The organism is Methylobacterium oryzae, assembly GCF_036441375.1.
Classification (GTDB): domain Bacteria; phylum Pseudomonadota; class Alphaproteobacteria; order Rhizobiales; family Beijerinckiaceae; genus Methylobacterium; species Methylobacterium oryzae_A.
This window is the reverse complement of record NZ_MLCA01000010.1, coordinates 325,839-349,783: the sequence shown is the minus strand read 5'-3', so window position 1 is coordinate 349,783 and position 23,945 is coordinate 325,839. Positions and strand designations below refer to the sequence as shown.

Annotated in this window: 26 protein-coding genes; 16 read left to right on the top strand and 10 right to left on the bottom strand. The window is 72.6% G+C overall.

All coding sequences use genetic code 11. The annotated features are described in order from the left end of the window. Positions 1-17 precede the first annotated feature (17 nt). Both MOTC310_RS20025 and hemH read right to left on the bottom strand, forming a co-directional pair. A complete protein-coding gene (locus MOTC310_RS20025; RefSeq protein WP_331290015.1) occupies positions 18-176 on the bottom strand; it encodes a hypothetical protein in 159 nt (52 codons plus the stop codon). A 93-nt stretch (positions 177-269) separates the two neighbouring features. Beyond that, positions 270-1,352 carry a ferrochelatase gene (hemH, locus tag MOTC310_RS20020; RefSeq protein WP_331290016.1) on the bottom strand — a complete coding sequence of 361 codons (1,083 nt, stop codon included), beginning with the start codon at positions 1,350-1,352 and terminating at the stop codon, positions 270-272. Positions 1,353-1,636: 284 nt separating this feature from the next. Between hemH and MOTC310_RS20015 the strand changes: the two genes are divergently transcribed. Continuing rightward, entirely contained in the window at positions 1,637-2,326 is a 690-nt protein-coding gene (locus MOTC310_RS20015; protein ID WP_331303058.1) for a uracil-DNA glycosylase, read from the top strand. 25 nt (positions 2,327-2,351) lie between these two features. Here the strand turns inward: MOTC310_RS20015 and MOTC310_RS20010 are convergent, their stop codons facing one another. Then, the gene (locus MOTC310_RS20010; RefSeq protein ID WP_331303057.1) at positions 2,352-2,765 is read right to left on the bottom strand and encodes a hypothetical protein; all 414 of its coding nucleotides are present in this window, start codon (positions 2,763-2,765) and stop codon (positions 2,352-2,354) included. Between the two features lie 285 nt (positions 2,766-3,050). On the opposite strand from MOTC310_RS20010, the gene MOTC310_RS20005 reads away from it, so the two are divergent. The 4 genes from MOTC310_RS20005 (at position 3,051) to MOTC310_RS19990 (ending at position 6,409) form a co-directional block, all read left to right on the top strand. Next, the gene (locus MOTC310_RS20005) at positions 3,051-3,521 is read left to right on the top strand and encodes an AMP-dependent synthetase (protein WP_331303056.1); all 471 of its coding nucleotides are present in this window, start codon (positions 3,051-3,053) and stop codon (positions 3,519-3,521) included. Positions 3,522-3,655: 134 nt separating this feature from the next. Continuing rightward, positions 3,656-4,468, top strand: a complete 813-nt coding sequence (locus tag MOTC310_RS20000) for an enoyl-CoA hydratase (RefSeq protein ID WP_331303055.1) — start codon at positions 3,656-3,658, stop codon at positions 4,466-4,468. 127 nt (positions 4,469-4,595) lie between these two features. Next, a complete protein-coding gene (locus MOTC310_RS19995) occupies positions 4,596-4,907 on the top strand; it encodes a hypothetical protein (RefSeq protein WP_331290021.1) in 312 nt (103 codons plus the stop codon). Positions 4,908-4,972: 65 nt separating this feature from the next. Next, the gene (locus MOTC310_RS19990; RefSeq protein ID WP_331303054.1) at positions 4,973-6,409 is read left to right on the top strand and encodes a phospholipase D-like domain-containing protein; all 1,437 of its coding nucleotides are present in this window, start codon (positions 4,973-4,975) and stop codon (positions 6,407-6,409) included. Here MOTC310_RS19990 and MOTC310_RS19985 read toward each other — a convergent pair. Then, on the bottom strand, positions 6,327-7,112 hold the full coding sequence (locus tag MOTC310_RS19985; protein ID WP_331290023.1) for an endonuclease/exonuclease/phosphatase family protein: 786 nt from the start codon (positions 7,110-7,112) through the stop codon (positions 6,327-6,329). The two genes, MOTC310_RS19990 and MOTC310_RS19985, sit on opposite strands and share 83 nt — an antisense overlap. A 296-nt stretch (positions 7,113-7,408) precedes the next feature. On the opposite strand from MOTC310_RS19985, the gene MOTC310_RS19980 reads away from it, so the two are divergent. From MOTC310_RS19980 to MOTC310_RS19970, 3 genes are read left to right on the top strand one after another with little or no spacing between them, the layout of a single operon-like run. Next, complete coding sequence (locus MOTC310_RS19980; protein ID WP_331303053.1) at positions 7,409-8,647, top strand: metallophosphoesterase family protein; 1,239 nt, start codon at positions 7,409-7,411, stop codon at positions 8,645-8,647. A 22-nt stretch (positions 8,648-8,669) separates the two neighbouring features. Next, complete coding sequence (locus tag MOTC310_RS19975; RefSeq protein WP_331303052.1) at positions 8,670-10,310, top strand: AAA family ATPase; 1,641 nt, start codon at positions 8,670-8,672, stop codon at positions 10,308-10,310. Beyond that, entirely contained in the window at positions 10,277-11,833 is a 1,557-nt protein-coding gene (locus MOTC310_RS19970; protein WP_331303051.1) for an ATP-binding protein, read from the top strand. The genes MOTC310_RS19975 and MOTC310_RS19970 overlap by 34 nt, the downstream gene beginning before the upstream one ends. A 49-nt stretch (positions 11,834-11,882) precedes the next feature. Here MOTC310_RS19970 and MOTC310_RS19965 read toward each other — a convergent pair whose 3' ends face one another. The 5 genes from MOTC310_RS19965 to MOTC310_RS19945 form a co-directional block, all read right to left on the bottom strand. Further along, positions 11,883-13,382 (bottom strand): carboxypeptidase M32, encoded by a 1,500-nt coding sequence (locus MOTC310_RS19965; protein ID WP_331303050.1) that lies wholly within the window; start codon positions 13,380-13,382, stop codon positions 11,883-11,885. Positions 13,383-13,426: 44 nt separating this feature from the next. Further along, positions 13,427-15,226: an ATP-binding cassette domain-containing protein gene (locus tag MOTC310_RS19960; RefSeq protein WP_331303049.1), complete on the bottom strand. Its 1,800-nt coding sequence runs from the start codon at positions 15,224-15,226 to the stop codon at positions 13,427-13,429. Between the two features lie 66 nt (positions 15,227-15,292). Next, positions 15,293-15,529, bottom strand: coding sequence for a hypothetical protein (locus MOTC310_RS19955; protein WP_331303048.1), 237 nt, complete (start codon positions 15,527-15,529; stop codon positions 15,293-15,295). An 80-nt stretch (positions 15,530-15,609) separates the two neighbouring features. Next, positions 15,610-15,924, bottom strand: coding sequence for a polyhydroxyalkanoic acid system family protein (locus MOTC310_RS19950; protein WP_012317725.1), 315 nt, complete (start codon positions 15,922-15,924; stop codon positions 15,610-15,612). 123 nt (positions 15,925-16,047) lie between these two features. Then, on the bottom strand, positions 16,048-16,398 hold the full coding sequence (locus MOTC310_RS19945; protein WP_331290029.1) for a septal ring lytic transglycosylase RlpA family protein: 351 nt from the start codon (positions 16,396-16,398) through the stop codon (positions 16,048-16,050). A gap of 585 nt (positions 16,399-16,983) precedes the next feature. On the opposite strand from MOTC310_RS19945, the gene MOTC310_RS19940 reads away from it, so the two are divergent. Continuing rightward, positions 16,984-18,174, top strand: coding sequence for a site-specific DNA-methyltransferase (locus MOTC310_RS19940; RefSeq protein ID WP_331303047.1), 1,191 nt, complete (start codon positions 16,984-16,986; stop codon positions 18,172-18,174). A gap of 103 nt (positions 18,175-18,277) precedes the next feature. Here MOTC310_RS19940 and mutY read toward each other — a convergent pair whose 3' ends face one another. Next, positions 18,278-19,621, bottom strand: a complete 1,344-nt coding sequence (gene mutY / locus MOTC310_RS19935) for an A/G-specific adenine glycosylase (protein ID WP_331303046.1) — start codon at positions 19,619-19,621, stop codon at positions 18,278-18,280. Positions 19,622-19,754: 133 nt separating this feature from the next. Between mutY and MOTC310_RS19930 the strand changes: the two genes are divergently transcribed. The 7 genes from MOTC310_RS19930 to MOTC310_RS19900 all read left to right on the top strand — a co-directional run bounded on the left by MOTC310_RS19930 (position 19,755) and on the right by MOTC310_RS19900 (position 23,886). Beyond that, positions 19,755-20,237, top strand: coding sequence for a DUF721 domain-containing protein (locus MOTC310_RS19930; protein ID WP_331303045.1), 483 nt, complete (start codon positions 19,755-19,757; stop codon positions 20,235-20,237). 89 nt (positions 20,238-20,326) lie between these two features. Beyond that, entirely contained in the window at positions 20,327-20,971 is a 645-nt protein-coding gene (locus MOTC310_RS19925; protein WP_331290033.1) for a DsbA family protein, read from the top strand. Positions 20,972-21,162: 191 nt separating this feature from the next. Then, entirely contained in the window at positions 21,163-21,537 is a 375-nt protein-coding gene (locus tag MOTC310_RS19920; RefSeq protein WP_331290034.1) for an AtpZ/AtpI family protein, read from the top strand. 74 nt (positions 21,538-21,611) lie between these two features. After that, the gene (locus MOTC310_RS19915; protein ID WP_331290035.1) at positions 21,612-22,367 is read left to right on the top strand and encodes a F0F1 ATP synthase subunit A; all 756 of its coding nucleotides are present in this window, start codon (positions 21,612-21,614) and stop codon (positions 22,365-22,367) included. Between the two features lie 66 nt (positions 22,368-22,433). Further along, a complete protein-coding gene (locus tag MOTC310_RS19910; protein ID WP_007566773.1) occupies positions 22,434-22,661 on the top strand; it encodes a F0F1 ATP synthase subunit C in 228 nt (75 codons plus the stop codon). Positions 22,662-22,805: 144 nt separating this feature from the next. After that, positions 22,806-23,384, top strand: coding sequence for a F0F1 ATP synthase subunit B family protein (locus MOTC310_RS19905; protein ID WP_331290036.1), 579 nt, complete (start codon positions 22,806-22,808; stop codon positions 23,382-23,384). Positions 23,385-23,400: 16 nt separating this feature from the next. Continuing rightward, positions 23,401-23,886, top strand: a complete 486-nt coding sequence (locus MOTC310_RS19900) for a F0F1 ATP synthase subunit B family protein (RefSeq protein ID WP_331290302.1) — start codon at positions 23,401-23,403, stop codon at positions 23,884-23,886. The last annotated feature ends 59 nt before the right edge of the window (positions 23,887-23,945 follow it).

Sequence of the window (23,945 nt, the reverse complement as noted above, 5' to 3'; positions counted from 1 at the left end):
CCCGGGGCCGCGCCCCGTCAGTACGGCCGGTCGGGAACGAGGTAGCTGGATCGCTCCGGAGCCGAGTGCGGCGTGACGCCGAGGGCGGCGAGCTCGGCGCTGCGGCGCCCCTCGGCAACCCTGTCGAGCACCGCGATCAGCAGCCACGGACACGCGATGCCGATGAAGAACGCCATGGGAGCCTCCCGTGCCGAACCGATGTGCCCGTCCGGCTGAGGGAAAGAATAGGCGGGCCGGGCCGCGCCGCAAGCGGCGTCCCGGCTCGGATCTCAGATCCAGCCCTGAAGCTCGCGGCGCACCACGTGCTCGATCACCCGCATGCCCAAGTCGCTGTCGTTCAGGCACGGGATGTAGGCGAAGCGCTCGCCGCCATTCTCCTCGAAGTAGTGGCGGTTCTCGCCGTCGAGCTCTTCGAGGGTCTCCAGGCAATCCGCCGTGAAGCCCGGGGCGACGATCGCCATTCGCTTCACGCCCGACTTCGCCAGCTCCATCACGGTCTCGTCGGTGTAGGGCTTCAGCCATTCCTCGTTGCCGAAGCGCGACTGGAAGGTGACCCGCATCTTGTCCGGCGACAGGCCGAGCGCCTCGCGGATCAGCCGCCCGGTCTTGTGGCACTGGCAATGGTAGGGGTCGCCCTTGAGCAGGTAGCTCCGCGGCACCCCGTGGAACGAGGTGAGGATCACCTCCGGCTCGAAGTCGAGCTTGGCCAGACCCTCGCGGATCGAATCGGCCATGGCGGCGATGTAGACCGGGTCGTCGTGATAGGGCGGCGAGACGCGCACCGTCGGCTGCCAGCGCATGTCCATCAGCGCGCGGAAGGCCTGGTCGCAGGCCGTGGCCGAGGTGGCGGCGGCGTATTGCGGGTAGAGCGGCACAAGAAGGATGCGGTCGCAGCCCTGGTCGAGCAGGGCCTGGATCCGGCCGGCGACCTCCGGCTTGCCGTAGCGCATCGCCCAGTCGACCACCACGGACTCGCCCATGGCCGCCTGAAGGCGCTCGCACTGGCCCCGGGTGATGGTCTTGAGCGGCCCCTCGTTCAGCGCGTTGTTCCAGACGCTGGCGTAGTCGCGGCCCTTCGGTCCGGGACGCTTCGTCAGGATGATCAGGTTGAGGAGCGGCCACCAGATCAGGCGCGGCACCTCGATCACCCGCCGGTCCGACAGGAACTCCTTGAGATACCGGCGCATCGGCCAGTAGGACGTGCCCTCGGGCGTCCCGAGATTCATCAGCAGCACGCCGACGCGGCCCCAGGCCACCTTCGGGTGGTCGGACGGCAGGGGGGCCGCCGCGGGCTGGAGCGGAGCGAGGGGCCGGCCATTCGCCAGCGCGGCGGGTTCGACGCGTTCGTTCATGGCAGCGTTCCGGCGCCGCGCGCCGCGATCCTTCCTCTGGTTTCCGATATCCGGCGGCCGGCGATCATGCCTGAACCGGGCCGGAGGCTTAAAACCCCGTCGGGTGCGCTTCCATGTAGGGTGCGAAGCCGCCCTGCGAAGACCGGACACGACATGCCGCACCGCAGCGTGCGGCACGCGCCACCCGTGTCCCTAAACACGGGCGGCCCCGGGCCGCAACCGCCGCGCCGATGACGGGGCACCCGCGCCCCCTATCTGGGCGCGAAGCCCGACCGCGAGAGACCATGACCGACACGCCCGTCTCCGACGCCCTCGCCGCCTTCCGCGCCTCCGGCTCGTCCTGGCTGAGCCTTCCGTTCTTCGCCGGCGGGCAGGCCGACGCCGTGGCCGACCGGGTCGACGCGCGAATCGCCGCCGGCGCCCGCGTGCTGCCGTCACCGGACCGCGTCTTCCGCGCGCTGACCGAGACGCCGCTGCAGGACGTGCGGGCCGTGATCCTCGGGCAGGATCCCTACCCGACCCCGGGCGACGCCAACGGGCTCGCCTTCTCGTTCGTGGGGGCCGGACGCCTGCCCGCCTCGCTGAAGGTGATCCTGGCGGAGGCGGGATCCGACCGCGCCAAGGGCGGCGACCTGACGCCCTGGGCGCGGCAGGGCGTGCTCCTGCTCAACAGCGCGCTCACGGTCGAGGCCGGCAAGGCCGGGGCGCACCTGCGATACGGCTGGGCCGCGCTGACCGACGAGGCGGTCGCCGCCGTCTCGGCGCGTCCGGAGCCCGCGGTGTTCCTGCTTTGGGGCGCCCAGGCGCGGGCCAGGGCCGCGCTGATCGACTCCCGCCGCCACGGCGTGTTCGAGAGCGGACATCCCTCGCCGCTCAACCGGGCCCGGGACTTTCCCGGCTCCGATCCGTTCGGCCGGGCCAACGGTTGGCTCGCGGCCCACGGGCGCCCGCCGATCGACTGGCGTCTCGGCTGAGGCGGGCCGCGGCCCCGATCGTGACTCACTGCGGCTTGGCGGGCTCGGCCGGCTTCGCCGCCGGGGCGGGCTCCTGGCCCGCCGGCAGGAGCACGTTCTTGGCCACCGTGCCCTCGGGCCCGTATTCCCCGGCGACCGCGATGCAGGCCCGGTCGCGGTTCTGCGCCATCTGGTTCGACATCAGCGTGAACATGGTCTGCACCCGGTTGCCGAACGGCCCGCGCGGCTGGACGTCGGCGATCTGCACGTTCTGCTTCGCCAGCAGCGCCTCGAACTGGTCGCTGCCGATCCGGTAGCCGCAGACATTCGAGGCCGCGAAGATGTAGGCGGCGAATTCCAGCGCCCGCGGTGCCGGGGCGTTCCGGATCTGCGCCTGCGCCGGCAGGGCCGCGAGCGTGACGGCGGCGAGGAGTGAGATCCGGGTCGTTGTGGGGCGCATGCGCGGCGGTTCCTCGATCGGGGGCGGCCTCTCGCGGGCCGCCTCTGGCGGGCGGGACATAGGCCGGACCCGCGCGCGCGCCAATGCGACCGAAACGGCGGCCCCGGGTGCCGGCAATTCGCGCGTCGCTGTTCACGGCCCGTTGGCCATAGGCCCAGTCACCAAGCCGCGCGGCGTCGAAAACGCGGTCGTTTTTCGGCGGAACGCCGGCGCGTGAGAGAGTGTTAACCTGCTCGCGTCACGCCAGGACCTGCAGTGTGTCCAGATTCAGGCGGTCCGCATCGCATGTTCGGCGTCCATTCCCCGGCGGCCCCCATCCCTGTCCCGGCTCGTGACTCCGACCGGCGCGCCCGGCCGGGTGCCACCGGTGCCGTCAACGCGGAACGGCGTGCCGGTCCGGTCCTGCCGGCCGCCGCGATCTGTCCGCACCGATTCTCGCGCTGGGCCTGGGGCGAGGGCCTGCGGGCCGGCCAGACCGTGGCGCTCATGGTGCAGGATCTCGGGCAGGCGGAGGCCATGCGCCTCGGCCTCACCCGCCTCGGCCTGCGCGTGGCCTGCCTCGACTGCGCCGGTCGCGACCAGGCGCTGGCCGACAGTCTCTCTCAGGCGGGGGCCGCTCTGGTCGTCGTCGATACGGCCCTCGCCCACGCCTATGCCGGCGTGATGGGCCGGCTCGCCGCCTATCCCGCGCTGTGGTGGAACGGCCCGGGCGCCGACTACGCGAGCCTCGACCTCGCCTTGGCCGAGCAGGCCTGACAGCCCGCCCGTCTGACAGGCCGCCTATCGCGCATCGCCCGCCGCGGCGCCGTCGCGAACCGGAAACCGGCGTGCTACCGTCCGACCACGCGACCGGCCCCGTGCAAGGGAGGCCGGTGCCGGGAGACTCCGCCATGACCGCAGCCGTAGCCACGGCCACCGCCGCTGCCCCGGAGGCGCCCGTGCTGTTGCGCAGCGACGCCGACGGGGTCGCGACCCTGACGCTCAATCGGCCGCAGGCCCGCAACGCCCTGTCGATGGCTCTGATGGGCGCTCTCCAGGCGCAGCTCGACGCGATCCGCGAGGATCCGTCCGTGCGGGTCGTGATCCTGCAGGGGGCGGGTGCCGCCTTCTGCGCCGGGCACGACCTCAAGGAGATGCGCGCCGATCCGTCCCCGGCCGCGACGGAGGCGGTCTTCCGCACCTGCGCCCGTCTGATGCTGAGCCTCGCGCGCCTGCCGCAGCCGGTGATCGCCCGGGTGCACGGGATCGCCACGGCCGCCGGCTGCCAGCTCGTCGCCACCTGCGATCTCGCGGTCTGCACCGAGACGGCGCGCTTCGCCACGCCGGGCGTTCAGATCGGCCTGTTCTGCTCGACCCCGATGGTCGCCCTGTCGCGGGCCGTGTCGCGCAAGGCCGCCATGGAGATGCTGCTGGTCGGCGAGCCGATCGACGCCGCGGAGGCGCTGCGGATCGGCCTCGTCAACCGGGTCGTTCCGGAGGCGGATCTCGACGCCGCGGTGGGCGCTCTCGCGGCCCGGATCGCCGGGAAGGCCCGGCGCGTCCTGGCGATCGGCAAGGAGGCGTTCGGCCGGCAGATCGAGATGGGCCTGGAGGACGCCTACGGCTACACGGCCGAAATCATGACCCGGAACATGATGATGGCCGACGCGCGGGAGGGGATCGACGCGTTCCTGGGCAAGCGGCCGCCCCGCTGGGAGCCCTGAGCCCGCGCCTGGCGCGATACGACGCAGGCGGTTCGGCGCCACACGCGTAGGTGATGGCGCCGCCCTGCCCTAGGATGAAGGACTTGTCCGATCCTGCCGGGCTCGGCGCCGCAACGCGGAACGGCTGATGAGCACCATCGACCTGCTCGGTCTGACGCTGGCCTTCTACGGCACGATGCCGCCGCCGCGGCCGCCGCGGCCGAATCGCAACGGCGCGACCTGGGCCGCCGCCGTGATCTTCGGGGGCGTCTGCGTCGCGACGATCGGGCCCATGATCACCATCTGGAGCTTCCACAGGCCCTATGCAGAGGCCAAGGCGCGCTGCATCGCGTCCGGCGGCCGGGTCCTGTACGGGGCGCTCGACGGCAGCGGACCCTATCGTTGCGAGCGGCCCACTGCCGCCGCAGCCATTGCACATCCGGCCGAGCCGGCGGATTAATCCGCCCGCCGCATGGGCTTCGGGAAAGTCCGGCGCCTCCCGACGCGAACCCGGATAGCCTCACCTTGGAAAACGCGATCACCCGCTGGGTCCAGTCGACCGCCCTGATGCGGTCGGATGTCGAGGCCTTGATCGGTATCGCGCTGGCGATCGGCGTCACCCTGCACGCCCTGCTGCGCAAGCGCCGGGTCAGTGTGGCGGTGGGTTGGATCGGCCTCGCGTGGCTGTCGCCGATCTTCGGCACGGCCCTCTACCTGATCTTCGGCATCAACCGCGTCTCGCGCCGCGCGCGGCGGCTGCGGACCAAGCCCTCCGACGCGACCCAGCTGCCCGACACCGACGACGCCGTGGTGCCGGAGGCGCTCTGGCCCCTCGACCGCGCGATCCGGCAGATCACCGGCCTGCCGGCCTTCGAGGGCAACACCGTGCAGATGTTCCGCAACGGCGATGCGGCCTATCCGGTGATGCTCGCGGCGATCCGGGAGGCCCGGGCGAGCATCGGGCTGTCGAGCTACATCTTCCGGGACGACGCCACCGGCGGCGAGTTCTGCGACGCCCTGGTCGAAGCGCAGGCCCGGGGCGTGAAGGTCCGCGTCATCATCGACGGCATCGGCGGCGGCTATTTCCGGGCGCCCGTCTACCGCCGCCTGACGGCCGCCGGGGTTCCGGCGGCCCTGTTCATGCACTCCGCCCTGCCCTGGCGGATGCCCTTCCTCAACCTGCGCTCGCACAAGAAGCTGCTGATCATCGACGGCCGCACCGCTTTCACGGGCGGCCTCAACATCTCGCACCCGAACCGTGTCTCCCTGAAGCCCGAGCACCCGATCCGCGACACCCATTTCCGTTTGACCGGCCCCGTGGTCGAGCAGCTCGCCGCCGCCTTCGCGGCCGACTGGGCCTTCGTCGACGGCGAGATCCTCGACGGCCCTCCGTGGTTCGTCGACCTCGAGCCGTGCGGACCGAGCGTCGCCCGGGCGGTCACCTCCGGCCCGGACGCGGATGTCGAGAAGATCGAGCAGGTCATTTTGCAGGCGCTCGCCTGCGCCCGCCGGACGGTCCGGTTCGTGACCCCCTACTTCCTGCCCGACGAGCTGGTGACCGGCGCGCTGGCGCAGGCCGCGACCCGGGGCATCAGGGTCGACGTGATCATCCCGCGGGTGAGCGACCATCCGTACATCGACTGGGCGACCCGGGCACATCTCGAGCCGCTGCTGCGGGCCGGGGTGCGCGTCTGGCTCGACGAGCCGCCCTTCGACCATTCCAAGGCGATGGTGGTCGACGACATCTGGTGCTTCGTCGGCAGCGCCAACTGGGACATGCGCAGCTTCCGGCTCAATTTCGAGCTGAACGTCGAGATCATCGACGCGGACCTCGCCGCCGATCTCGACCGGTTCATGCGCGGCAAGATGGAGGCGCGGCTCAGCCGGGAGGATCTCGCCGCGCGCGGCCTGCCGATCCGTCTGCGCGACGCAGGCGTGCGACTGCTGCTGCCATACCTTTGAACCGGCCGGGGGCGTGCGCCTCCGGCGCCGGGCCGAGATGGACGACGATCGGCCGGTGATCGGAGCGCCCCCGCGGCAGCACCGCGTGCGCGTGGCAGACGAGGCCGCGGGCGAGGCACCGGTCGAGCCGCAGGGGCAGGACCTCGACCATCGCGTGGGTCGGTTGCCGCGGTCCGACGTCGCGAAACCCCGGGATCAGCGCGGGCCCGACGATGTTGTAGTCGCCGAGCACGGCGGCCCGCGGCGGCAACTCGCTGACGATGCGGCGCAGCTGGCGCCGGTTCAGCATCTGTCCGTGCGACAGGTGGACGTTGGCCACCCCGAACTCGCCGAGGTCGAGGATCTGGCAGACCCTGTGCACGAGGGCGCCGGAGGGGAGTGCGATCACCCGCGGCGGGGCCGTCCAGGGCTTCGGGCTCCACATGGCGAGCCCGTGGATCCGGCCCGGCAGGGGAGCCCAGGCATAGTGCCCGCCGATCCGGTCCAGCAGGAAGCCGATGGCGCGGGTCGCCTCCTGCATCAGCAGCAGATCGGGCTTCTCCTGGGCGACGAGGGCCGCGACGTCGTCCACCGCCGCGCCCGTGCGCCGCAGGAGGTTCCAGCTCACGATCTTGAAGGGCTGGTGCGGCCGGTCGGCGGGGCGGATCGGCGTGACGGGCGACGGTGCGGGGTTGGAGCGGGCCGGGCGTGCAGCAGGATTCATCGGGCCGGTCTCGTACCTCAACGCGCGGCGCTCCCGCCACCGCCACGCTCTAACGCGCCCGGAGCCGGGACGTTCGACCGCTGCCACGCCGGGATCGGGTTTGCCGGGATCGGAAAGGGTCCGCGATAGCGGTGCCGATCCCGGGCGCGCCCGGGGTCGATGACTTCGCCCCACAGCCCATCGCCGCACGGTGCTTGAGGCGAACCCGGTCGGCGGCCTAAGAGCCGGCACGGCGAGGCGCCGGTCGCTCCGCGGAGCGCCGCGCACCGAGACCCCACCGATCCCGTCCGGAGGCCATGACGGCGTTCAGCTTCATCCACGCGGCCGACCTGCATCTCGGCAGCCCGCTGTCGGGCCTCGCCGCGCGCGACGCGGAGCTGGCCCGGCGCCTCGCCTCGGCCGGCCGGCAGGCCTTCGAGGATCTGGTGAGCCAGGCGATCGAGCGGTCGGTCGCCTTCGTGGTGGTGGCCGGCGACGTCTACGACGGCGACTGGGCCGACACCACGATCGGCCTGTTCTTCGCCCGGCAGGTGGCGCGCCTCGACCGCGCCGGCATCCCGACGATCCTCGTGCGCGGCAACCACGACGCCGAGAGCGTCATCACGCGCTCGATCACGCTGCCGGCTTCCGTGCACGTCTTCCCGACCGCCCGCGCCGGCACCCTGCGCCTCGACGACCTCCGCGTCGCGATCCACGGCCGCAGCTTCCAGGGCCGGGCCGTGGAGGAGAACCTGTCGCTCACCTACCCGGCCGCCGTGCCGGGCTGGTTCAACCTCGGGGTCCTGCACACCTCCTGCACCGGCCACGCCGCCCACGAGACCTACGCCCCCTGCTCGGTCGCCGACCTCGCGGCCCGGGGCTACGAGTACTGGGCGCTCGGCCACATCCACGAATACGCGGAGCTGTCCCGGGATCCCTGGATCGTGTTCCCCGGCAATCTCCAGGGCCGCAGCGTGCGCGAGTGCGGCGAGAAGGGCGCCGTCGTGGTCGATGTCGCCGACGGGCGGGTGACCGGCGTCAGCCGCCTGCCCCTCGACCGGGCGCGGTTCGAGCGGGTCACGGTCGACCTCGCGGCGGTGGCCGACGCGCGCGGCGCCGTGGAGGCCGTCGAGGCGGCGCTGAGGCCCCTGGCCGCGATCGCGGCGCGCCGGCTGCTCCTGGTCCGCGTCCACCTCGCCGGGACCACCCGGGCGCACGACGCCCTCGCGGCCGATCGCGAGTCCCTGACGGCCGAGATCCAGGCGGCCGCGCACCGGCTGCACGAGGATATCTGGCTGGAGCGCCTGAAGATCGAGACCCGCCGCCCGCGCGCCGCGGCGGAGCCGTCCGGGGCCGCCATCGACCCCGCGGCGCTGCTCGCCGACCTCGACCGCGACCCCGAGTTCCGCGCCCGGGCGAAGGCGGCGCTGGCCGAGATCGGCGGCCGGATGCCGGGGACCGCCGCCGCCGAGGCCGACCTCGACGCGGAGTTCGACGCGCTCTGCGCCGAGGCCGAGGCGCTCGTCCTCGGGCGCCTCGGCGGCCGGCATTGCTGAGGCGAGCGCCCGAGGAAGCCCGATGCGCCTGATCCGCCTCGCCCTGGAGCGCTACGGCGCCTTCACCGACCGCACCGTCGCGTTCCGGCCGGACGCGCGCCTGCACGTGGTGCTGGGCGCCAACGAGGCCGGCAAGAGCACCGCGCTGGCCGCGGTCACCGACCTGCTGTTCGGCTTCGGGAAGAGCACGCCCTACGCCTTCCTGCACGACATGCCGCAGCTGCGCCTCGGCGCGGAGATCGCCGCCGCCGACGGTCGCCGGCTCTCCTTCCGCCGCCGGAAGGGCAACAGCCGCACCCTCATCGACGCCGCCGACGCGCCGCTCGCCGACGACGCGCTCGCCCCGTTCCTCGGAGGCCTGTCGCGCACCGTGTTCTGCCGGGCCTTCGGCCTCGACGCGGCGAGCCTCCGGGCGGGCGGGCGCGAGATGGTCGACGTGGAGGGGGAGGTCGGCGCGAGCCTGTTCGCGGCGGGCTCGGGCCTGCGCGGTCTCACGGACTTGCAGACGACGCTCGACGCGGAGGCCGACGCCATCTTCGCCCCGCGCCAGGCGAAGCACCGGACCTTCTACCAGGCGCTGGAGCGCCACGAGACGGCCCGGCGGGCGATCCGCGAGCGGGGCCTGCGCGCCGGCGACTGGCGCGCCCTGAACGACGAGATCGCCGCGGCGGCCGCGCAGCTCGACGCGCTCAGGAGCGATCAGAAGGCCGGCGCGGTCGCGCGCGCGCGGCTGGAGCGGCTCAAGCGCGTCCGGCCGATCATCGCCGAGATCGACGCGCTGGAGCAGCGCATCGCCGCCGAGTCCGACCTCGTCGACGCGGATCCCGCCCGGGTCGCCCGTCTCGGGGCCGCCCTCGACGCGTGCCGCGTCGCGGATGCCGAGGCGGAGCGGGCCGCGGCCGCGCTCGACCGGGCCCGGGGCGAGGCCGAATCCGTCCCGGTCGAGCCGGGGCTGACCCACCGGGCGGACGAGATCCTGGCGGCGTTCAGCGGCACCCGGGAGTTCGAGAAGGGCGGCACCGACCTGCCCCGCATCGAGGGCGACGCCCACAAGGTCGGGCTGGAGCTGGAGCGGCTGCGCGCCCGGATCGGCGTGCCCGACCTCGCCGCGCTCGAGGCCCGGCAGCCCCCGGACGCGGCGCGCGCCCGGATCGAGCGCCTGATCCGCGACGGCCGGACCTCGGCGGCCGCCGAGGACCAGCTCGCCCGCGACCTCGCCGCCGCCCGCGCCGAGCGGGACCGCCTCGCCCGCGAAATGGAGGCGGCGGACGCGGCCCGGGACCCGACCCCGCTCCGCGAGGCGCTGAAACCCCTGGCCCGGCTGCACGAGTGGATCGCCGCCCGCGACACCCTCGAGGGCGCGATCCGCCGGGAGGCGGCGCTGCTGCGCAACCCGGCCGAGCGGCTGTCGCCGCCGGTCGCCGACCTCGCCGCCCTTGTCCGGACGCCCCTACCCGCCCCCGACACGGTGGCGCGCTACCGTCACTGGAGCGGCTCGCCGCCGAGGAGGCGGAGGCCGCGCAGGCCGACCGCGTCCTCGCTGGTCTCGCGGCGGAGATCGCGGCGGGCGAGGCGGCGTGGCGCGAGGCCTGGCGGCCCGCCGGCCTCGTGCCCGGACCGCCGGCCGAGATGGCGGCCTGGCTCGCCGAGGTGGAGAGCCTGATCGAGGCCGAGCAGCGCCTCGCCGCGCAGCGGATCGAGGCCGACCGCCTCCTGGCGCGGATCGAGACCGTGCGGGGGCCCTTGGCCGACCTGCGCACCCGCGCCGGGCTCGACGCCGCGCCGGACCTCGAGATCGCCGCCGCGCTGGACGGTCTCGAAGCGCGCATCGCCGCCCTGGCGAGCCGCTGGGAGGCCAATCTGCAGGCCGGTGGCCTGCTGCGCGCGGCCGGACTGTCCGTCGAGCGGCTGGAGGCGAGCCTCGCCGAGACCGCTGCCCGCCGCGCCGCGTGGCAGGCCGACTGGGCGGCGGCGCTCCTGCCCCTCGGCCTCGACGGTGCGGCCGGCCCCGAGGAGGCCGAGGGCGCGCTGGAAGCGTGGCGGAGCGTGCCGGACCGGCTGGCGGAGCGAGCCGCACTGCAGCGCCGCTCGGCCGGGATCCGCCGGGATATGGAGGCGTTCCGCGACACGGCGGCCACGCTGGTCGAGGCCCTGGCCCCCGATCTCGCCGAGACGTCGCCCGCCGGCGCGATCCGGTCGCTCCACGGGCGCCTCGTCGCCGCGCAGGCCCGCGAGGCGCGGCGCGCCGAGCTCGACCGTCGCCGCGACGAGGCCGAGGCGGCCCATCGCGCCGCCGCCGAAGGGCGCGACGCGGCGCGGGCGACGCTCGTCCGGCAGGTCGCCGAGGTGATGCCGGACCTCGCCGCGGCACCGACGCCGGAGATCGATCGTCTGTTCGGCCGCCTCAGCGCGCGGGAGGCGCTGCGCGCCGAGCGTCTGCGGCTCCGCGGCAACCTCGCGGGTGCGGCCGACGGACTTCCCGAGGGCGAGCTGCGCGCCGGGCTGGAGACGTTGTCCCCCGAGGCGATCGAGGCGGAGCTGGCGCGTCTGGTCCTCGAGGCCGAGGAGCAGGCCGAGCGCGGTCAGGTCATCTTCGCCGACCGCGACCGGGCCGAGCGGCGGCGCGCGGAGCTCGAGGGTGGCACCGGCGCCGAGCTCGCCCTCGCGGAGCGCAAGGCCGCGGAGGCGGATCTTCAGGCGGCGGCGCGGTCCTGGGCCGTGCTGCGGCTCGCCGGGCTGATGCTGGGGCAGGCGGTGGCCCGCCACCGCGCGGGCCAGCAGGACCCGCTCGTCGCCCGGGCGGGCGCGCTGTTCTGCGCGCTGACCGGAGGCGCGTTCTCCGGACTGGCGCAGATCTACGACGAGGCCGACACACCGAAGCTCGCCGGGCGGCGCGCCGGAGGCGGCACGGTCACGATCGAGGGCATGAGCGAGGGCACCCGCGACCAGCTCTATCTCGCCCTGCGGCTGGCCTATCTGGAGGATTACGCCGGCCGCGCCGAGCCGGCCCCGTTCATCGGCGACGACCTGTTCTCGACCTTCGACGAGACCCGGACCGGCTACGGACTGGACGCCCTGGCCGCGATCGGCACGCGGGTCCAGCCGATCCTGTTCACGCACCACCGCCACGTCGCGGATATCGCCCGCGACCGGCTCGGCGAGTCCGTCGACGTGGTGACGCTCTAGGCGTCACCGGCGGAGGGGGCTGTTCCGTCCCCTCCCCGCCCGCCGCCTCTCAGGCGCTCTCGGCCCCGAGATAGCGGGCCTCCAGATGCGCCCGGAACGCCGCCGTGCCGAGCTTCGCTCCGGTCGCGCGGGTGAGCAGGTCGTCGGTCTCGAGCAGGCTGCCGACCGCGTGGACGTTCGTGCGGAGCCAGTCCCGCAAGGGCCCGAAATCGCCCTGCGCGAGGCAGCCCGGCAGCGCCGGCTCGGCGGTCCGGGCGGCCCGGAACAGCTGCGCGGCCGCCAGGGCGCCGAGGGTGTAGGTCGGGAAATAGCCGAACGCCCCGCTCGGCCAGTGGATGTCCTGGAGGCAGCCGACCCGGTCGTCCGGCACGGTCAGGTCGAGGAGGTCGCGCAGGCCGTCGTTGAACGCCCCCGGCAGGTCGCGCACCGCGAGGTCGCCCGCGATCATCGCGGTCTCCAGCCGGTAGCGCAGGAGAATGTGGGCCGGGTAGGTCGCCTCGTCGGCATCGACCCGGATGAAGCCCGGCGCGACCCGGGTGTTGAGCGCGTGCAGGTTCTCCGGCGACCATTCGGGCCCGGACCGCCCGAACGCCGCCTGCAGGAGCGGCGCCAGGAAGGTGAAGAACTCCCGGCTCCGGCAGGCCTGCATCTCGACGATGAGCGACTGGCTCTCGTGCAGGCTCATCCCGCGCGCGGCGCCGACCGGCTGGTTCCGCCACGCCGCCGGCCGGCCCTGCTCGTAGAGGGCGTGCCCGGTCTCGTGGAGAACGCCCATCAGCGCCCGGCCGAAATCGGCCGCGTCGTAGCGGGTGGTGATCCGCACGTCGTCGGTGGCGCCGCCGCAGAACGGGTGCAGGCTGATGTCGAGCCGGCCGCGGGTGAAGTCGAAGCCGACCGCTTCCATCAGCTTCAGGCCGAGCTCCCGCTGCACCGCCACGTCGAACGGCCCGGCGAGCGGGAGCGGCGCCGGCCGGGACGCCTGGATCTCCCGGGCGCGGGCGATCAGGGCCGGCAGCCAGCCGGTCAGGTCCGCGAAGAGCGGGTCGATGGTCGCCCGGCGCATGCCGGGATCGTAGCCGTCGAGCAGCGCGTCGTAGGGGTCGAGGCCGAGGGCCGCGCCCTTCGCCTGGCCGATCTCCCGCTGGAGCCGCAGCACCTCGGCGAGGTGGGGTTCGAGGCGGGCGAAATCGGCGTCGCGCCGCGCCTCGCGCCAGACCATCTCCGAGCGGGACACCGCGCGGGAGCTGGCCTCGACGAGGTCGCGGGGCACCGCGGTGGCGTGGGCCTGGGCGCGGCGCATCTCGCGCAGGTTGGCGGCGGCCCAGGGCTCGAGGTCCCCGCCCCGCTCGGCCGCCGCCAGCTCCTCGGCGGCCTCGGGGGCGGTGAGCATCCCGTGGGCGAGCCCGCGCAGGATCGCGAGCTGGTCGCCGCGGGCCTCGGCGGCGCCGTCCGGCATCAGGGTCTGCGCGTCCCAGCCGAGGATCCCGGCCGCGCCCTCCAGGGCGGCGAGCCGGGCGAAGCGCTGCTCGAGGGTCTGATAGGCGGTCATGCGGTCTCCGGTCCGGTACGTCTCGCGGCGCGATGCGGCGGCTCTCACCCCGCCTGAAGCATCTCCAGTTCCAGCCAGCGGTCCTCCGCCTGCGACAGCTCGGTCTCGACCTGGGCCAGCATGGTCGAGGCCTTGTCGAACCGGGCCGGGTCGCGGGCGTAGAGCTCGGGGTCGGCCAGGATCGTGCGGAGCTGGGCGATCGCCGCCTCCAGCTTCTCGATGCGGGCCGGCAGGGTCTTCAGCTCGTGCTGGTCCTTGAAGCCGAGTTTCGGCTTGCCCGCCGGCTGGCCCGCGGGGGCGGCGCGCTCGCGCGGCTCCTTGGCCTTCGGCGCGACGGCCCGCGCCTCGACGCCCTGGCCGCGCTGGACCAGCATGTCGCTGTAGCCCCCGGCATACTCGACCCAGCGGCCGGCGCCCTCCGAGACCAGCACGCTGCCGGCCACGCGGTCGAGGAAGTCGCGGTCGTGGCTCACCAGGATCAGCGTGCCCTGGTAGTCGCCCAGCATCTCCTGAAGCAGGTCGAGGGTCTCGAGGTCGAGGTCGTTGGTGGGCTCGTCGAGGACGAGGAGGTTGGCCGGCTGGGCCAGGGCGCGGGCGATCAGCAGCCGGTTGCGCTCGCCGCCGGAGAGAACCGAGACCGGCGTGCGCGCCTGCTCGGGCGTGAACAGGAAGTCCTTGAGGTAGCCGATCACGTGGCGGCTCTGGCCGTTCACCGTGACGCTGTCGCCGCGGCCGCCGGTCAGCACGTCGGTGACGGTCATGCCGGGCTCCAGCACGGCGCGGGCCTGATCGAGCACCACCGGCAGCAGGTTGGTGCCGAGCACCACCTGCCCGGCATCCGGCGCGAGCCGGCCCATCAGCAGGTTGATCAGGGTACTCTTGCCCGCGCCGTTCGCCCCGACGATGCCGAGTCGGTCGCCGCGCATCACCCGCAGGGACAGGCCGTCGACGATCTTCCGCTCGCCGTAGCTCTTCGCGATGTCGCGGGCCTCGACGACGAGGCTCCCGGAGGATTCGGCGTCGGAGGCCTGCATGCTGACGCTGCCCACCGGGCGACGCACCTCGCGACGGTTCTGGCGCAGCTCGTGCAGGTTGCCGAGCCGGCGGACGTTGCGCTTGCGCCGGGCGGTGACCCCGTAGCGCAGCCAGTGCTCCTCGGCGGCGATCTTGCGGTCGAGCTTGTGCTGGTCCCGCTCCTCCTCCTCGAAGAAGGCGTCGCGCCACGCCTCGAAGCTGGAGAAGCCCTGGTCGATCCGGCGGGTCTCGCCCCGGTCGAGCCAGATCGTGGCCCGCGACAGGGCCGAGAGGAACCGCCGGTCGTGGCTGATGAGCACGAGGGCCGCCCGGGTGCCCTTCAGCTCCGTCTCGAGCCACTCGATCGCCGGCAGGTCGAGATGGTTGGTGGGCTCGTCGAGGAGCAGCACGTCGGGTTCCGGCGCGAGCGCCTGCGCCAGCGCGGTGCGCCGCCCCTCGCCGCCGGAGAGCTTGCTCGGATCCTCCGCGCCGGTCAGGCCGAGGCTCTCCAGGAGGTAGCGGGCCCGGTGGGTCGATTCGCCCGGCGGCAGTCCCGCCTCGACGAAATCCAGGGTGGTGGCGTAGCCCGTGAAATCGGGCTCCTGCGCGAGGTAGCGGATCGTCGTGCCGGGCTGGAGGAAGCGCCGTCCCCGGTCGGGCTCCGCGAGGCCCGCGGCGATCTTCATGAGCGTCGACTTCCCCGACCCGTTCCGGCCGACGAGGCAGGTGCGCTCGCCCGGGGCGATGGCGAGGCTCGCGCTCGTGATCAGCGGCGTGCCGCCGAAAGTGAGCGCGACGTCCTGGAGGGTGAGGAGCGGGGGAGCGGCCATGGGCCGGCTTATGGCAGCGTGGGGCGGCCTGTTCAAACGGCGCCGCCCCCGTGCGTCGCCTCCCGGTCAGGCGATCGGGTTGGCCGGTCCCGTCGGCGGGCTGATCTCCGGCGCGCCCGGATCGTTGACGGGGATCTCGGGCGGCTGGATGCCCGGCGCTTCCGCCGGCGTGTTCCCGGGGATCTCCGGTCCGGGCGGCTGCGTCGGCGCCTGCGGCGGGTCGTAGGGGCGGTCCGGCACCGGCGCCGGCTGCGGCGGCACCTCGGGAACCTGTCCCGGGTCGGCGAGGGTGTAATCGGGCACCGTTATCCTCCGCGAGACCAACGGTGCTCAGCGGCACCGGTCCGGCGGAAACAGAGTGCGGTCGATCCGGTTCCGGAGCGCTACTTCTTCGTCAGCAGGAGATTGCCCTCCTTGCTCGCCACCTTCTGGATCTTCTCGGCGAACAGGGCGAGCAGGAACGGCAGCTTCACCTCGAGGCGGACGCTCTCCGCGCCGACGTCGATCGTGCCGGCGATCTTCTGCGCCACCGCGGACACGCCGAAATCGAGGCGGTCCCCCGTCCAGGCGAGCTGGTCCACGGTGATGCCGCTCTTGGCCAGGAAGGCCCGCGCCTGATCCGTGCCGTGCTCGAGGCGACGCTTGGCCTCGTCGCGGCCGAGGTCGTGCGGGATGTCGACGATGAGGGGCTTGGGCATGGGGCTGATCCGGGCTGAACCCGGCAGCAGATGGTGCGTCGGGGCGCGGCAGACAACGGCCCGGGAGCCGCCCCGCCCGCTGCGGGACGGAGGCGGCCCGGCGCCTGAGCTGCTCGCGCAGGTTCAGTGCACGACCTGCAGCGACACGTAGGTGGTGCCGCCCATGCCGAGGGCGCGGGCGGAGCCGCGCGACAGATCGATGATGCGGCCGTGCACGAAGGGGCCGCGGTCGTTGATGCGAACGATGACCGAGCGGCCGGTCCGCTTGTTCTCGACGCGGACCCGGGTTCCGAACGGCAGGCTGCGATGGGCGGCGGTCAGTCCGTTGGGGTTGAAACGCTCGCCGTTCGCGGTGCGATGGCCGCTCCCGTACCAGGAGGCCGCTCCGCTCTGCGCGGCGGCCGGGAGGCTTGTTCCGACGACGGTGGACAGCATTCCAAGCGAGACAACGAGCTTTCCGAAACCAAACGACATTCTCGACGCATTCCCTTTGTTGTTGTCGGGGCGGCGCCAGTCGTGTCCGAAATCGGCCGGAATATGGCAGGCATTTTCGGGCTGTCGGGGCCACATTTTAGCCGATTTCGTGCTGGTCATGCCGATTACATGAGGGCTTATTTCAGTTTGTTTCCGCTTTTGTTGCAGGTGATGCATTGGCGTGTCGTTCCGCGTATTCGCTAAGAACTGTCGATGTCGGCCCGTGCCGGGGCGAAATAGGCGGGCATTCCTAAGCCCTGCGCCGGGTGTGACCCTGCGTCCCGCTGAGGTGGAAGCGGGACGCTCCGAGACGGTCACGCGGTCGATGATTGTCGTGATCGGCTGTCTCCGAAGGACAGACGGCCTCGGCCGCGCGGAGGCCGCGGCGATAGAGTGTTCTCGCCACGTCCAGCAGGCGCGGCCTCGCGGGGTAACGATTGCTTAATCTGTCTGAGCATTGTCCGGGTGCCCGGCCGGCAGAATCTGCAGCCCCAGAACGGGACGCGCCGGCGGCGAAATCGACAACGTGACCTTTACCGTACCGGGGGCATGGTCTGCCGGTCAGTCGCGTAACCGGTGTTTGCCATGGCTTCCCCGCGTACCGTGGCTGCCGACGCCGTCGCCCGGAAACAGGTCTCGCGTGCCGGGCGGCCCGCGTCGGCGCCACGGATGGGTCTCGTACCCACCCAGCGTTCCCTGCCCCTCGACCAGGTTCTCGTCGGGGACTGCATCGCGGCCATGAACGCCCTGCCGGCGTCGAGCGTCGACTGCGTGTTCGCCGATCCGCCCTACAATCTCCAGCTCGGCGAAGCCGGCCTCCTGCGCCCGGACCAGAGCCGCGTCGACGCAGTCGACGACGACTGGGACAAGTTCGCGACCTTCGAGGCCTACGACGCCTTCACCCGGGACTGGCTCGCCGCCTGCCGCCGCGTGATGAAGCCGAACGCGACCCTCTGGGTGATCGGTTCGTACCACAACATCTTCCGAGTCGGGAGCGCGTTGCAGGATCTCGGTTACTGGATCCTCAACGACATCGTCTGGCGCAAGGCCAACCCGATGCCGAACTTCCGCGGCAAGCGCTTCACCAACGCGCACGAGACCCTGATCTGGGCCTCGCGCTCGGCGGAGTCGAAGGGCTACACCTTCCATTACGAGGCGCTGAAGGGGGGCAACGAGGACCTCCAGATGCGCTCGGACTGGTTCATTCCCCTCTGCACCGGCGAGGAGCGGCTGAAGGATGCGGAGGGCCGCAAGGTCCACCCGACCCAGAAGCCCGAGGCCCTGCTCGCCCGGACGCTGCTCGCGGCGACCAATCCCGGCGACGTGGTGCTCGACCCGTTCTTCGGCACCGGCACGACCGGCGCCGTCGCCAAGCGCCTCGGCCGCCGCTTCATCGGCATCGAGCGCGAGACGACCTACGCCGAGGCCGCGCGCGCGCGGATCGCCGCGGTCGAGACCCTGTCGAAGGCCACCCTGATGGTGGCGCCGACCAAGCGCGCCGAGCCGCGGGTGCCGTTCCTGTCGGTGATCGAGGCGGGCCACATCCGGCCCGGCGAGACCGTGACCGACGAGCGCCGCCGGTTCCGCGCCACGGTGCGCCCGGACGGCCAGCTCGACAACGGCCTCGTCATCGGCTCGATCCACAAGATCGGCGCGCTGGTGCAGGGCCTCCCGGCCTGCAACGGCTGGACGTTCTGGCACGTGGAGCGCGGCGGCAAGCCGGTGGTGATCGACAGCTACCGGGCCGGTCTCCGGCAGGCGATGGCGAACGGCTGACTCGCCGCCGTCTTCGCCAGCGCGGCGAAGCGAGCCGGTCGCGCGACGTCTCGAGGCCTCGCGCCGCCCTGGGTCGCTTCGCTGCGCTCGCGATGACGGTCGGCTACCGCTTCCGGGCCGGCCCCGGCCGCCGCGGCGATGACCGGGCCGGCGCCGGTGCGGGCGAGGGCTCGACCTCCCCGTCGAACAGCTCGTCCGCCTCGGGCGGGGGCGCCGGCGGCGCCTTCGGCTGAGGCTTCGGCACCGCGCGCACGCGCGGCCGCGGCTCGGGATCCGGCATCGAGACCGGCGCCTCCATCGCCGCCAGCAGCGGCATCGGCGGCGGTTCCTTCCTGGGGCGCCCGCGCGGCTTCTTCTCGGGCTCCGGCTTCGGGTCGAAGGCGTGGGCCAGGACCTTGCGCATCAGGCCGGGCAGCGGCTCGTCGTCGAGGGCGCTGCGCGGCGTGAAGCGCGTGCCGGCCGGAGCCGGCGTCGCCAGCGCGACGCGGGCCACGAACACCGTCAGCTCCAACGGGAAATGCGTGAAGCCGTGGCGGACGAGCCCCGGGAGCCGCTTCCACCGCGCGTCGAGCGGCGCGTCCAGCAGGGCGGCGGCGACGTCGTAATCCGGCTCCCAGGCGCTGCCCGGCGGCTCGGCCATGTTGCCGAGCAGCCCCTCGGTCGGGCGCGTCCGCAGCAGAACCGCCTCGTCGCCGCTGCGGATCGCCACGAAGGCCGCGCCGCGGCGGAGCGCGCCCTTGGCGACCCTGATCTTGCGCGGGAAGGTCTCCTGCGTGCCGAGCGACCGGGCGCGGCAGGGCCGCATCCACGGGCAGAGCGCGCAGGCGGGGCGCTTGGGCGTGCAGATGGTCGCGCCGAGATCCATGAGCGCCTGGGCGAAGTCGCCCGGCCGGTCCTGCGGCACGAGCGCCTGCGTGAGGCGCCGGATCTCCGTCCGGCTGCCCGGGAGCGGGGCCTCCACCGCGTAGGCCCGGCTCAGGACACGCTCGACGTTGCCGTCGACGGCGGCCTCCGGCCGGTCGAACGCGATCGCGGCGATCGCGCCGGCCGTGTAGGCGCCGATCCCCGGGAGCTTGCGCAGGCCCTCGGCGGTGTCGGGGAAGCGGCCGCCGGCCGCCGCGACCGCCTTCGCGCAGGCGTGGAGGTTGCGGGCGCGGGAGTAGTAGCCGAGGCCGGCCCAGGCCGACATCACCGCCTCCTCGGGGGCGTCGGCCAGGGCGAAGATGTCGGGGAAGCGCGTCAGGAAGCGCTCGAAATACGGCCGCACCGCCGCGATGGTGGTCTGCTGCAGCATCACCTCCGACAGCCAGACCCGGTAGGGATCCGGCACCGCGCCGGCGAGCGCGCGCCAGGGCAGCACCCGCCGATGCCGGTCGTACCAGGCGAGCAGGTCGTCGGCGCGCGGTCCGGGACCGGCTTCAGGATCCGTGGCTGTGCGAGGCGGCATGGGCAGGTCGTCAGGGGTCGCGCTGCATAGCCGGAGCCCCGCGGCGATCATAGGGCGGCGAAAGCGCCGGCGCGTGCTCCCTTCGTCAACCATCCTGCGCTAACCTTCGCGGATCCACAGGGCCGGAACCACCATGGCGCGCGTCAAACCGCTGGCCGAGCTGATCGAGAGTTGCATCGGGCCGGCCTTCGCGGCGCAGGGCTTCGCCTCGACCGACATCCTGGCCGCCTGGCCGGAGATCGTCGGCGAGCGGCTGGCCCGCTACTGCCGGCCGTCCAAGCTCGAATGGCCGAAGCGCCGCCGGAAGGAGGGCGGCGCGCCCGAATCCGGCACGCTGGTGGTTCGGGTCGAGGGCGTGTTCGCGCTCGAATTGCAGCATCTCGCGCCGGTGGTGATCCAGCGGATCAACGCCCATTACGGCTGGGCCTGCGTGTCCCGGATCGTGCTGCAGCAGGACCGGGTCGGGCGCGGCGGACGGTTGCCGTCGCCCGCCCGCATCGACCCGGCCGCCGCCGGCGAGGTCCAGCGCGCCGTGGCGGGAATCGCCGATGACGGCCTGCGCGCGGCCCTCGACCGCCTCGGCACCGCCGCCGTGGCGACGCGCCCGGAGCGGTGAACGGTCGATTCGGTCACCTTGCCAGGACGGTCGCGCCCGAGTACCGGCATCCGGACGCCACGACTGATCAATCCGGCGGAGCCTGACCGATGACGACGCGACGCGACGCTCTCAAGTTCTCCGGCCTCGCCCTCGGCGCCGGCCTCGCCCTGCCCTATCTCGGACGACCCGCCCAGGCGCAGAATTCCGAGATGGCGGCCCTGCTGCAGCCGGGTCCCCTCGGCGATGTCTGGCTCGGCCCGGCGGACGCCAAGTGCACGATCATCGAGTACGCCTCGATGACCTGCTCGCACTGCGCGGCCTTCCACCGGACCACGTGGCCGACCCTCAAGGAGCGCTACATCGACACCGGCAAGGTGCGGTTCACCCTTCGCGAATTCCCCCTCGACCCGCTGGCCACCGCGGCCTTCATGCTCGCGCGCTGCCAGGGCGATTCCAAGTATTATCCGATCACCGACCTGCTGTTCGACCAGCAGCCGGCCTGGGCCTTCACGCCGAAGCCGGTGGACGCGCTGGAGCAGATGCTCCGGCAGGCGGGCTACAACAAGCAGACCTTCGAGGCCTGCCTGAAGGACCAGAAGATCTACAGCGCGGTCAACGCCGTGAAGCAGCGCGGCCTCGACGTCTTCAAGGTGGATTCCACCCCGACCTTCTTCATCAACGGCGAGCGCTACACCGGCGAGATGACCGTCGAGGGGATGGAGAAGGTGATCAAGCCGATCATCGGCGCCTGAACGGCCGGCCGGGGCCTCGCGCGCGGCGCGGCTCCGGCGCATCGCTCCGGATTGGAATACCAGATCAAAATCAGACACTTACGGTGAATGGGGCTCGCCTTGACACTCAAGATAGGCGAAACTATGGTGCGCCCCGCTTGCTGGGGGTGTCCAGCCGGTTCCACAATCTCCCGCCCGATGAGTTTTGAGCCGTGAACGGCGACGATCCGAGGGACGGGAAAGGGGCCGAGCAGACGCCGACGGACAGCGACCTCTCCGCGAGGCTCAGACGTCTCGAGACGCAGATCGAACGGAAGCGGCCGCAGGCTGCTCCCGATCCTTCCACGCGCCCTCGGAACGGCGGGCCATCCTCGCTGGGCCAGGCCATGACGCTCTCCACGGAGTTCGTCGCGGGCGTGATCGCGGGGGGCATACTCGGCTGGATCGTCGATCATGTCTTCGGGACGAAGCCCTGGGGCCTGATCGTCCTCCTGATGCTGGGGTTCGTCGCGGGGGTCTACAACGTGATGCGGGTGTCGGGTTTCGCCGGCGCGCGTCCGGGACGGCGCGATCGGCAGGAGCCATAAGGCGCGCCGGTCAGTGGGGAATGTGGGGCGGCCGACACCCGTCGGCGCGCCGGACAAGAAGGGCGGAAGCGGGAATGGCGGTCACGATCGACCCGATCCATCAGTTCGAGCTGAAGCCGCTCGTTTCGCTGGGCCATATCGGCCACCAGCAGCTCGCGTTCACGCAGTCGGCCCTCTACATGTTCGCCGCCGTCGGCGTGATCGCGCTCATCACCATCGTGGCGACCGCGTCCCGCTCGGTCGTTCCGGGCCGCATGCAGTCGCTGGCCGAGATCTTCTACGAATTCATCGCCGATACCGTGCACCAGGCGACGGGCGACGGCGGCAAGCGGTTCATGCCGCTCGTGTTCTCGCTGTTCATGTTCGTGCTCATCCTGAACCTGTTCGGGATGATCCCCTACGCCTTCGCGGTGACCAGCCACCTGATCGTCACTTTCGGCCTCGCGGCGCTGGTGATCTCCACCGTGGTGATCTTCGGCGTGATGAAGCACGGCACCCACTTCTTCGGCCTGTTCGTGCCGTCGGGCGTGCCGAAGCCGCTTCTCGCAATCCTGGTGCCGATCGAGGTGATCTCCTTCATCTCGCGCCCGATCAGCCTGTCGGTCCGTCTGTTCGCCAACATGCTGGCCGGCCACATCGCGATGAAGATCTTCGCGTTCTTCGTGGTTCAGCTTCTTCTCGCGGGCGCCTGGAGCGTGCTATCGCCGCTCCCGCTGTTCCTGACGATCGCGCTGACCGCTCTCGAGTTCCTCGTTGCGGCGCTTCAGGCCTACGTCTTCGCGACGCTGACGGCGATCTACCTCAACGACGCCCTTCACCCCGGCCACTGATCGGCCGGCTCCACCCGCCGCAAACGTCACTGCACGTTTCGATCTGAAGAGACCTCAGGAGTTACCATGGATCCCGTCGCTGCGAAGTACATCGGCGCCGGCCTCGCCTGCCTCGGCATGGCGGGTGCGGGCATCGGCCTCGGCAACCTGTTCGGTCAGTTCCTCGCCGGCGCCCTTCGCAACCCGTCCGCGGCCGACGGCCAGCGCGCCACCCTGCTCCTGGGCTTCGCCCTCACCGAGGCGCTCGGCATCTTCTCGCTGCTGATCGCGCTGCTGCTGCTCTTCGCCGTCTGATCGGCGCCGGAGCCCGCGGTCCCCGCGGTCTCCCCCCGGGCTCCCGCCCGATGAACGGGTGGACGCTCCCGCGACGGGGCGTCCGCCTTCGTCCGTCACCGCGCCGGCGGTGGCCTCAGCGAACGGTGTCAGTGTAGCGGTCTCATGGCGCAGCCCAATCCCCTCACCACGCCGCCCCCGGGCGCCGACACGCAGGTCGTGCCGGGCCATGTCGAACATACGGAAGCGCATTCGGGCGCCTTCCCGCCCTTCGAGACCTCGGGCTTCCTGGCGCAGCTGATCTGGCTCGCCCTGGCCTTCGGCCTCCTCTACTACCTGATGGACAAGATCGCGCTGCCGCGGATCCAGTCGATCCTGCACGCCCGTGCCGAGCGCCTGCGCGCCGACCTGGACCAGGCGCAGGCGATGAAGGCCGAGGCGGATGCCGCCGGCGTGGCCTTCGAGACCGCCCTCCGGGACGCCCAGGGCAAGGCGCGCGACATCGCGCAGACCACCCGCAACGACCTGGCCGCCGAGGCCGAGGTGAAGCGCAAGGCGCTCGAGGAGCAGCTGAACGCCAAGCTCTCCGCGTCCGAGGCGACCATCCGCACGCGGACCGAGGCCGCCATGGGCAACGTCCGCTCGATCGCGGGCGAGGCCGCGTCGGCCATCGTCGAGCGCCTGACCGGGCAGGCCCCGGACCGGGCGAGCCTCGACCGCGCCCTCGACGCCACCGCACACTAGACGGGATCCCACGATGCTGCTCGAAGCCGAATTCTGGGTCGCCGTCGCGTTCTTCATCTTCATGGGCATCGCCTGGAAGGTCGGCGCCTTCTCGGCCATGACCAAGGGCCTGGATGGCCGCGCCAACCGCGTCCGCCACGAGCTCGACGAGGCCAAGCGCCTGCGCGAGGAGGCCGCCGCCGTGCTCGCCGACTACAAGCGCCGCCGCGCCGAGGCCGAGAAGGAGGCCGAGTCGATCGTCGCCAGCGCCCGCGAGGAGGCCGAGCGCGCCGCCGAGGAGGGCCACCGCAAGCTCGACGACTTCCTGGCCCGCCGCACCAAGGCCGCCGAGACCAAGATCGCCCAGGCCGAGGCCCAGGCGGAGGCCCAGGTCCGCGCCGCCGCCGCCGAGGCGGCCGTGAAGGTCTCGGAGACGATCCTGCGCGAGCGGATGCAGGGCGACGCCGCCCAGAACCTGATCCGCGCGAGCCTCGGCGAGGTGCGGACCCGCATGCGCTCCTGATCCGGACGCAGCACCGCGATCGTCGAGAAAGCCGCCTCCGGGCGGCTTTTTTCATGCGC

Coding starts and splice junctions, on each gene's coding strand:
- MOTC310_RS19915 (WP_331290035.1), top strand. CDS start 21,612: ATGGCGGTCACGATCGACCCGATCCATCAGTTCGAGCTGAAGCCGCTC.
- mutY (WP_331303046.1), bottom strand. CDS start 19,621: ATGCCGCCTCGCACAGCCACGGATCCTGAAGCCGGTCCCGGACCGCGC.
- MOTC310_RS19940 (WP_331303047.1), top strand. CDS start 16,984: ATGGCTTCCCCGCGTACCGTGGCTGCCGACGCCGTCGCCCGGAAACAG.
- MOTC310_RS19985 (WP_331290023.1), bottom strand. CDS start 7,112: ATGAATCCTGCTGCACGCCCGGCCCGCTCCAACCCCGCACCGTCGCCC.
- MOTC310_RS20005 (WP_331303056.1), top strand. CDS start 3,051: ATGTTCGGCGTCCATTCCCCGGCGGCCCCCATCCCTGTCCCGGCTCGT.
- MOTC310_RS19960 (WP_331303049.1), bottom strand. CDS start 15,226: ATGGCCGCTCCCCCGCTCCTCACCCTCCAGGACGTCGCGCTCACTTTC.
- MOTC310_RS19925 (WP_331290033.1), top strand. CDS start 20,327: ATGACGACGCGACGCGACGCTCTCAAGTTCTCCGGCCTCGCCCTCGGC.
- MOTC310_RS19905 (WP_331290036.1), top strand. CDS start 22,806: ATGGCGCAGCCCAATCCCCTCACCACGCCGCCCCCGGGCGCCGACACG.
- MOTC310_RS20000 (WP_331303055.1), top strand. CDS start 3,656: ATGACCGCAGCCGTAGCCACGGCCACCGCCGCTGCCCCGGAGGCGCCC.
- MOTC310_RS19995 (WP_331290021.1), top strand. CDS start 4,596: ATGAGCACCATCGACCTGCTCGGTCTGACGCTGGCCTTCTACGGCACG.
- MOTC310_RS20025 (WP_331290015.1), bottom strand. CDS start 176: ATGGCGTTCTTCATCGGCATCGCGTGTCCGTGGCTGCTGATCGCGGTG.
- MOTC310_RS19950 (WP_012317725.1), bottom strand. CDS start 15,924: ATGCCCAAGCCCCTCATCGTCGACATCCCGCACGACCTCGGCCGCGAC.
- MOTC310_RS19930 (WP_331303045.1), top strand. CDS start 19,755: ATGGCGCGCGTCAAACCGCTGGCCGAGCTGATCGAGAGTTGCATCGGG.
- MOTC310_RS19970 (WP_331303051.1), top strand. CDS start 10,277: ATGGCGGCCTGGCTCGCCGAGGTGGAGAGCCTGATCGAGGCCGAGCAG.
- MOTC310_RS19945 (WP_331290029.1), bottom strand. CDS start 16,398: ATGTCGTTTGGTTTCGGAAAGCTCGTTGTCTCGCTTGGAATGCTGTCC.
- MOTC310_RS19975 (WP_331303052.1), top strand. CDS start 8,670: ATGCGCCTGATCCGCCTCGCCCTGGAGCGCTACGGCGCCTTCACCGAC.
- hemH (WP_331290016.1), bottom strand. CDS start 1,352: ATGAACGAACGCGTCGAACCCGCCGCGCTGGCGAATGGCCGGCCCCTC.
- MOTC310_RS20015 (WP_331303058.1), top strand. CDS start 1,637: ATGACCGACACGCCCGTCTCCGACGCCCTCGCCGCCTTCCGCGCCTCC.
- MOTC310_RS20010 (WP_331303057.1), bottom strand. CDS start 2,765: ATGCGCCCCACAACGACCCGGATCTCACTCCTCGCCGCCGTCACGCTC.
- MOTC310_RS19910 (WP_007566773.1), top strand. CDS start 22,434: ATGGATCCCGTCGCTGCGAAGTACATCGGCGCCGGCCTCGCCTGCCTC.
- MOTC310_RS19980 (WP_331303053.1), top strand. CDS start 7,409: ATGACGGCGTTCAGCTTCATCCACGCGGCCGACCTGCATCTCGGCAGC.
- MOTC310_RS19965 (WP_331303050.1), bottom strand. CDS start 13,382: ATGACCGCCTATCAGACCCTCGAGCAGCGCTTCGCCCGGCTCGCCGCC.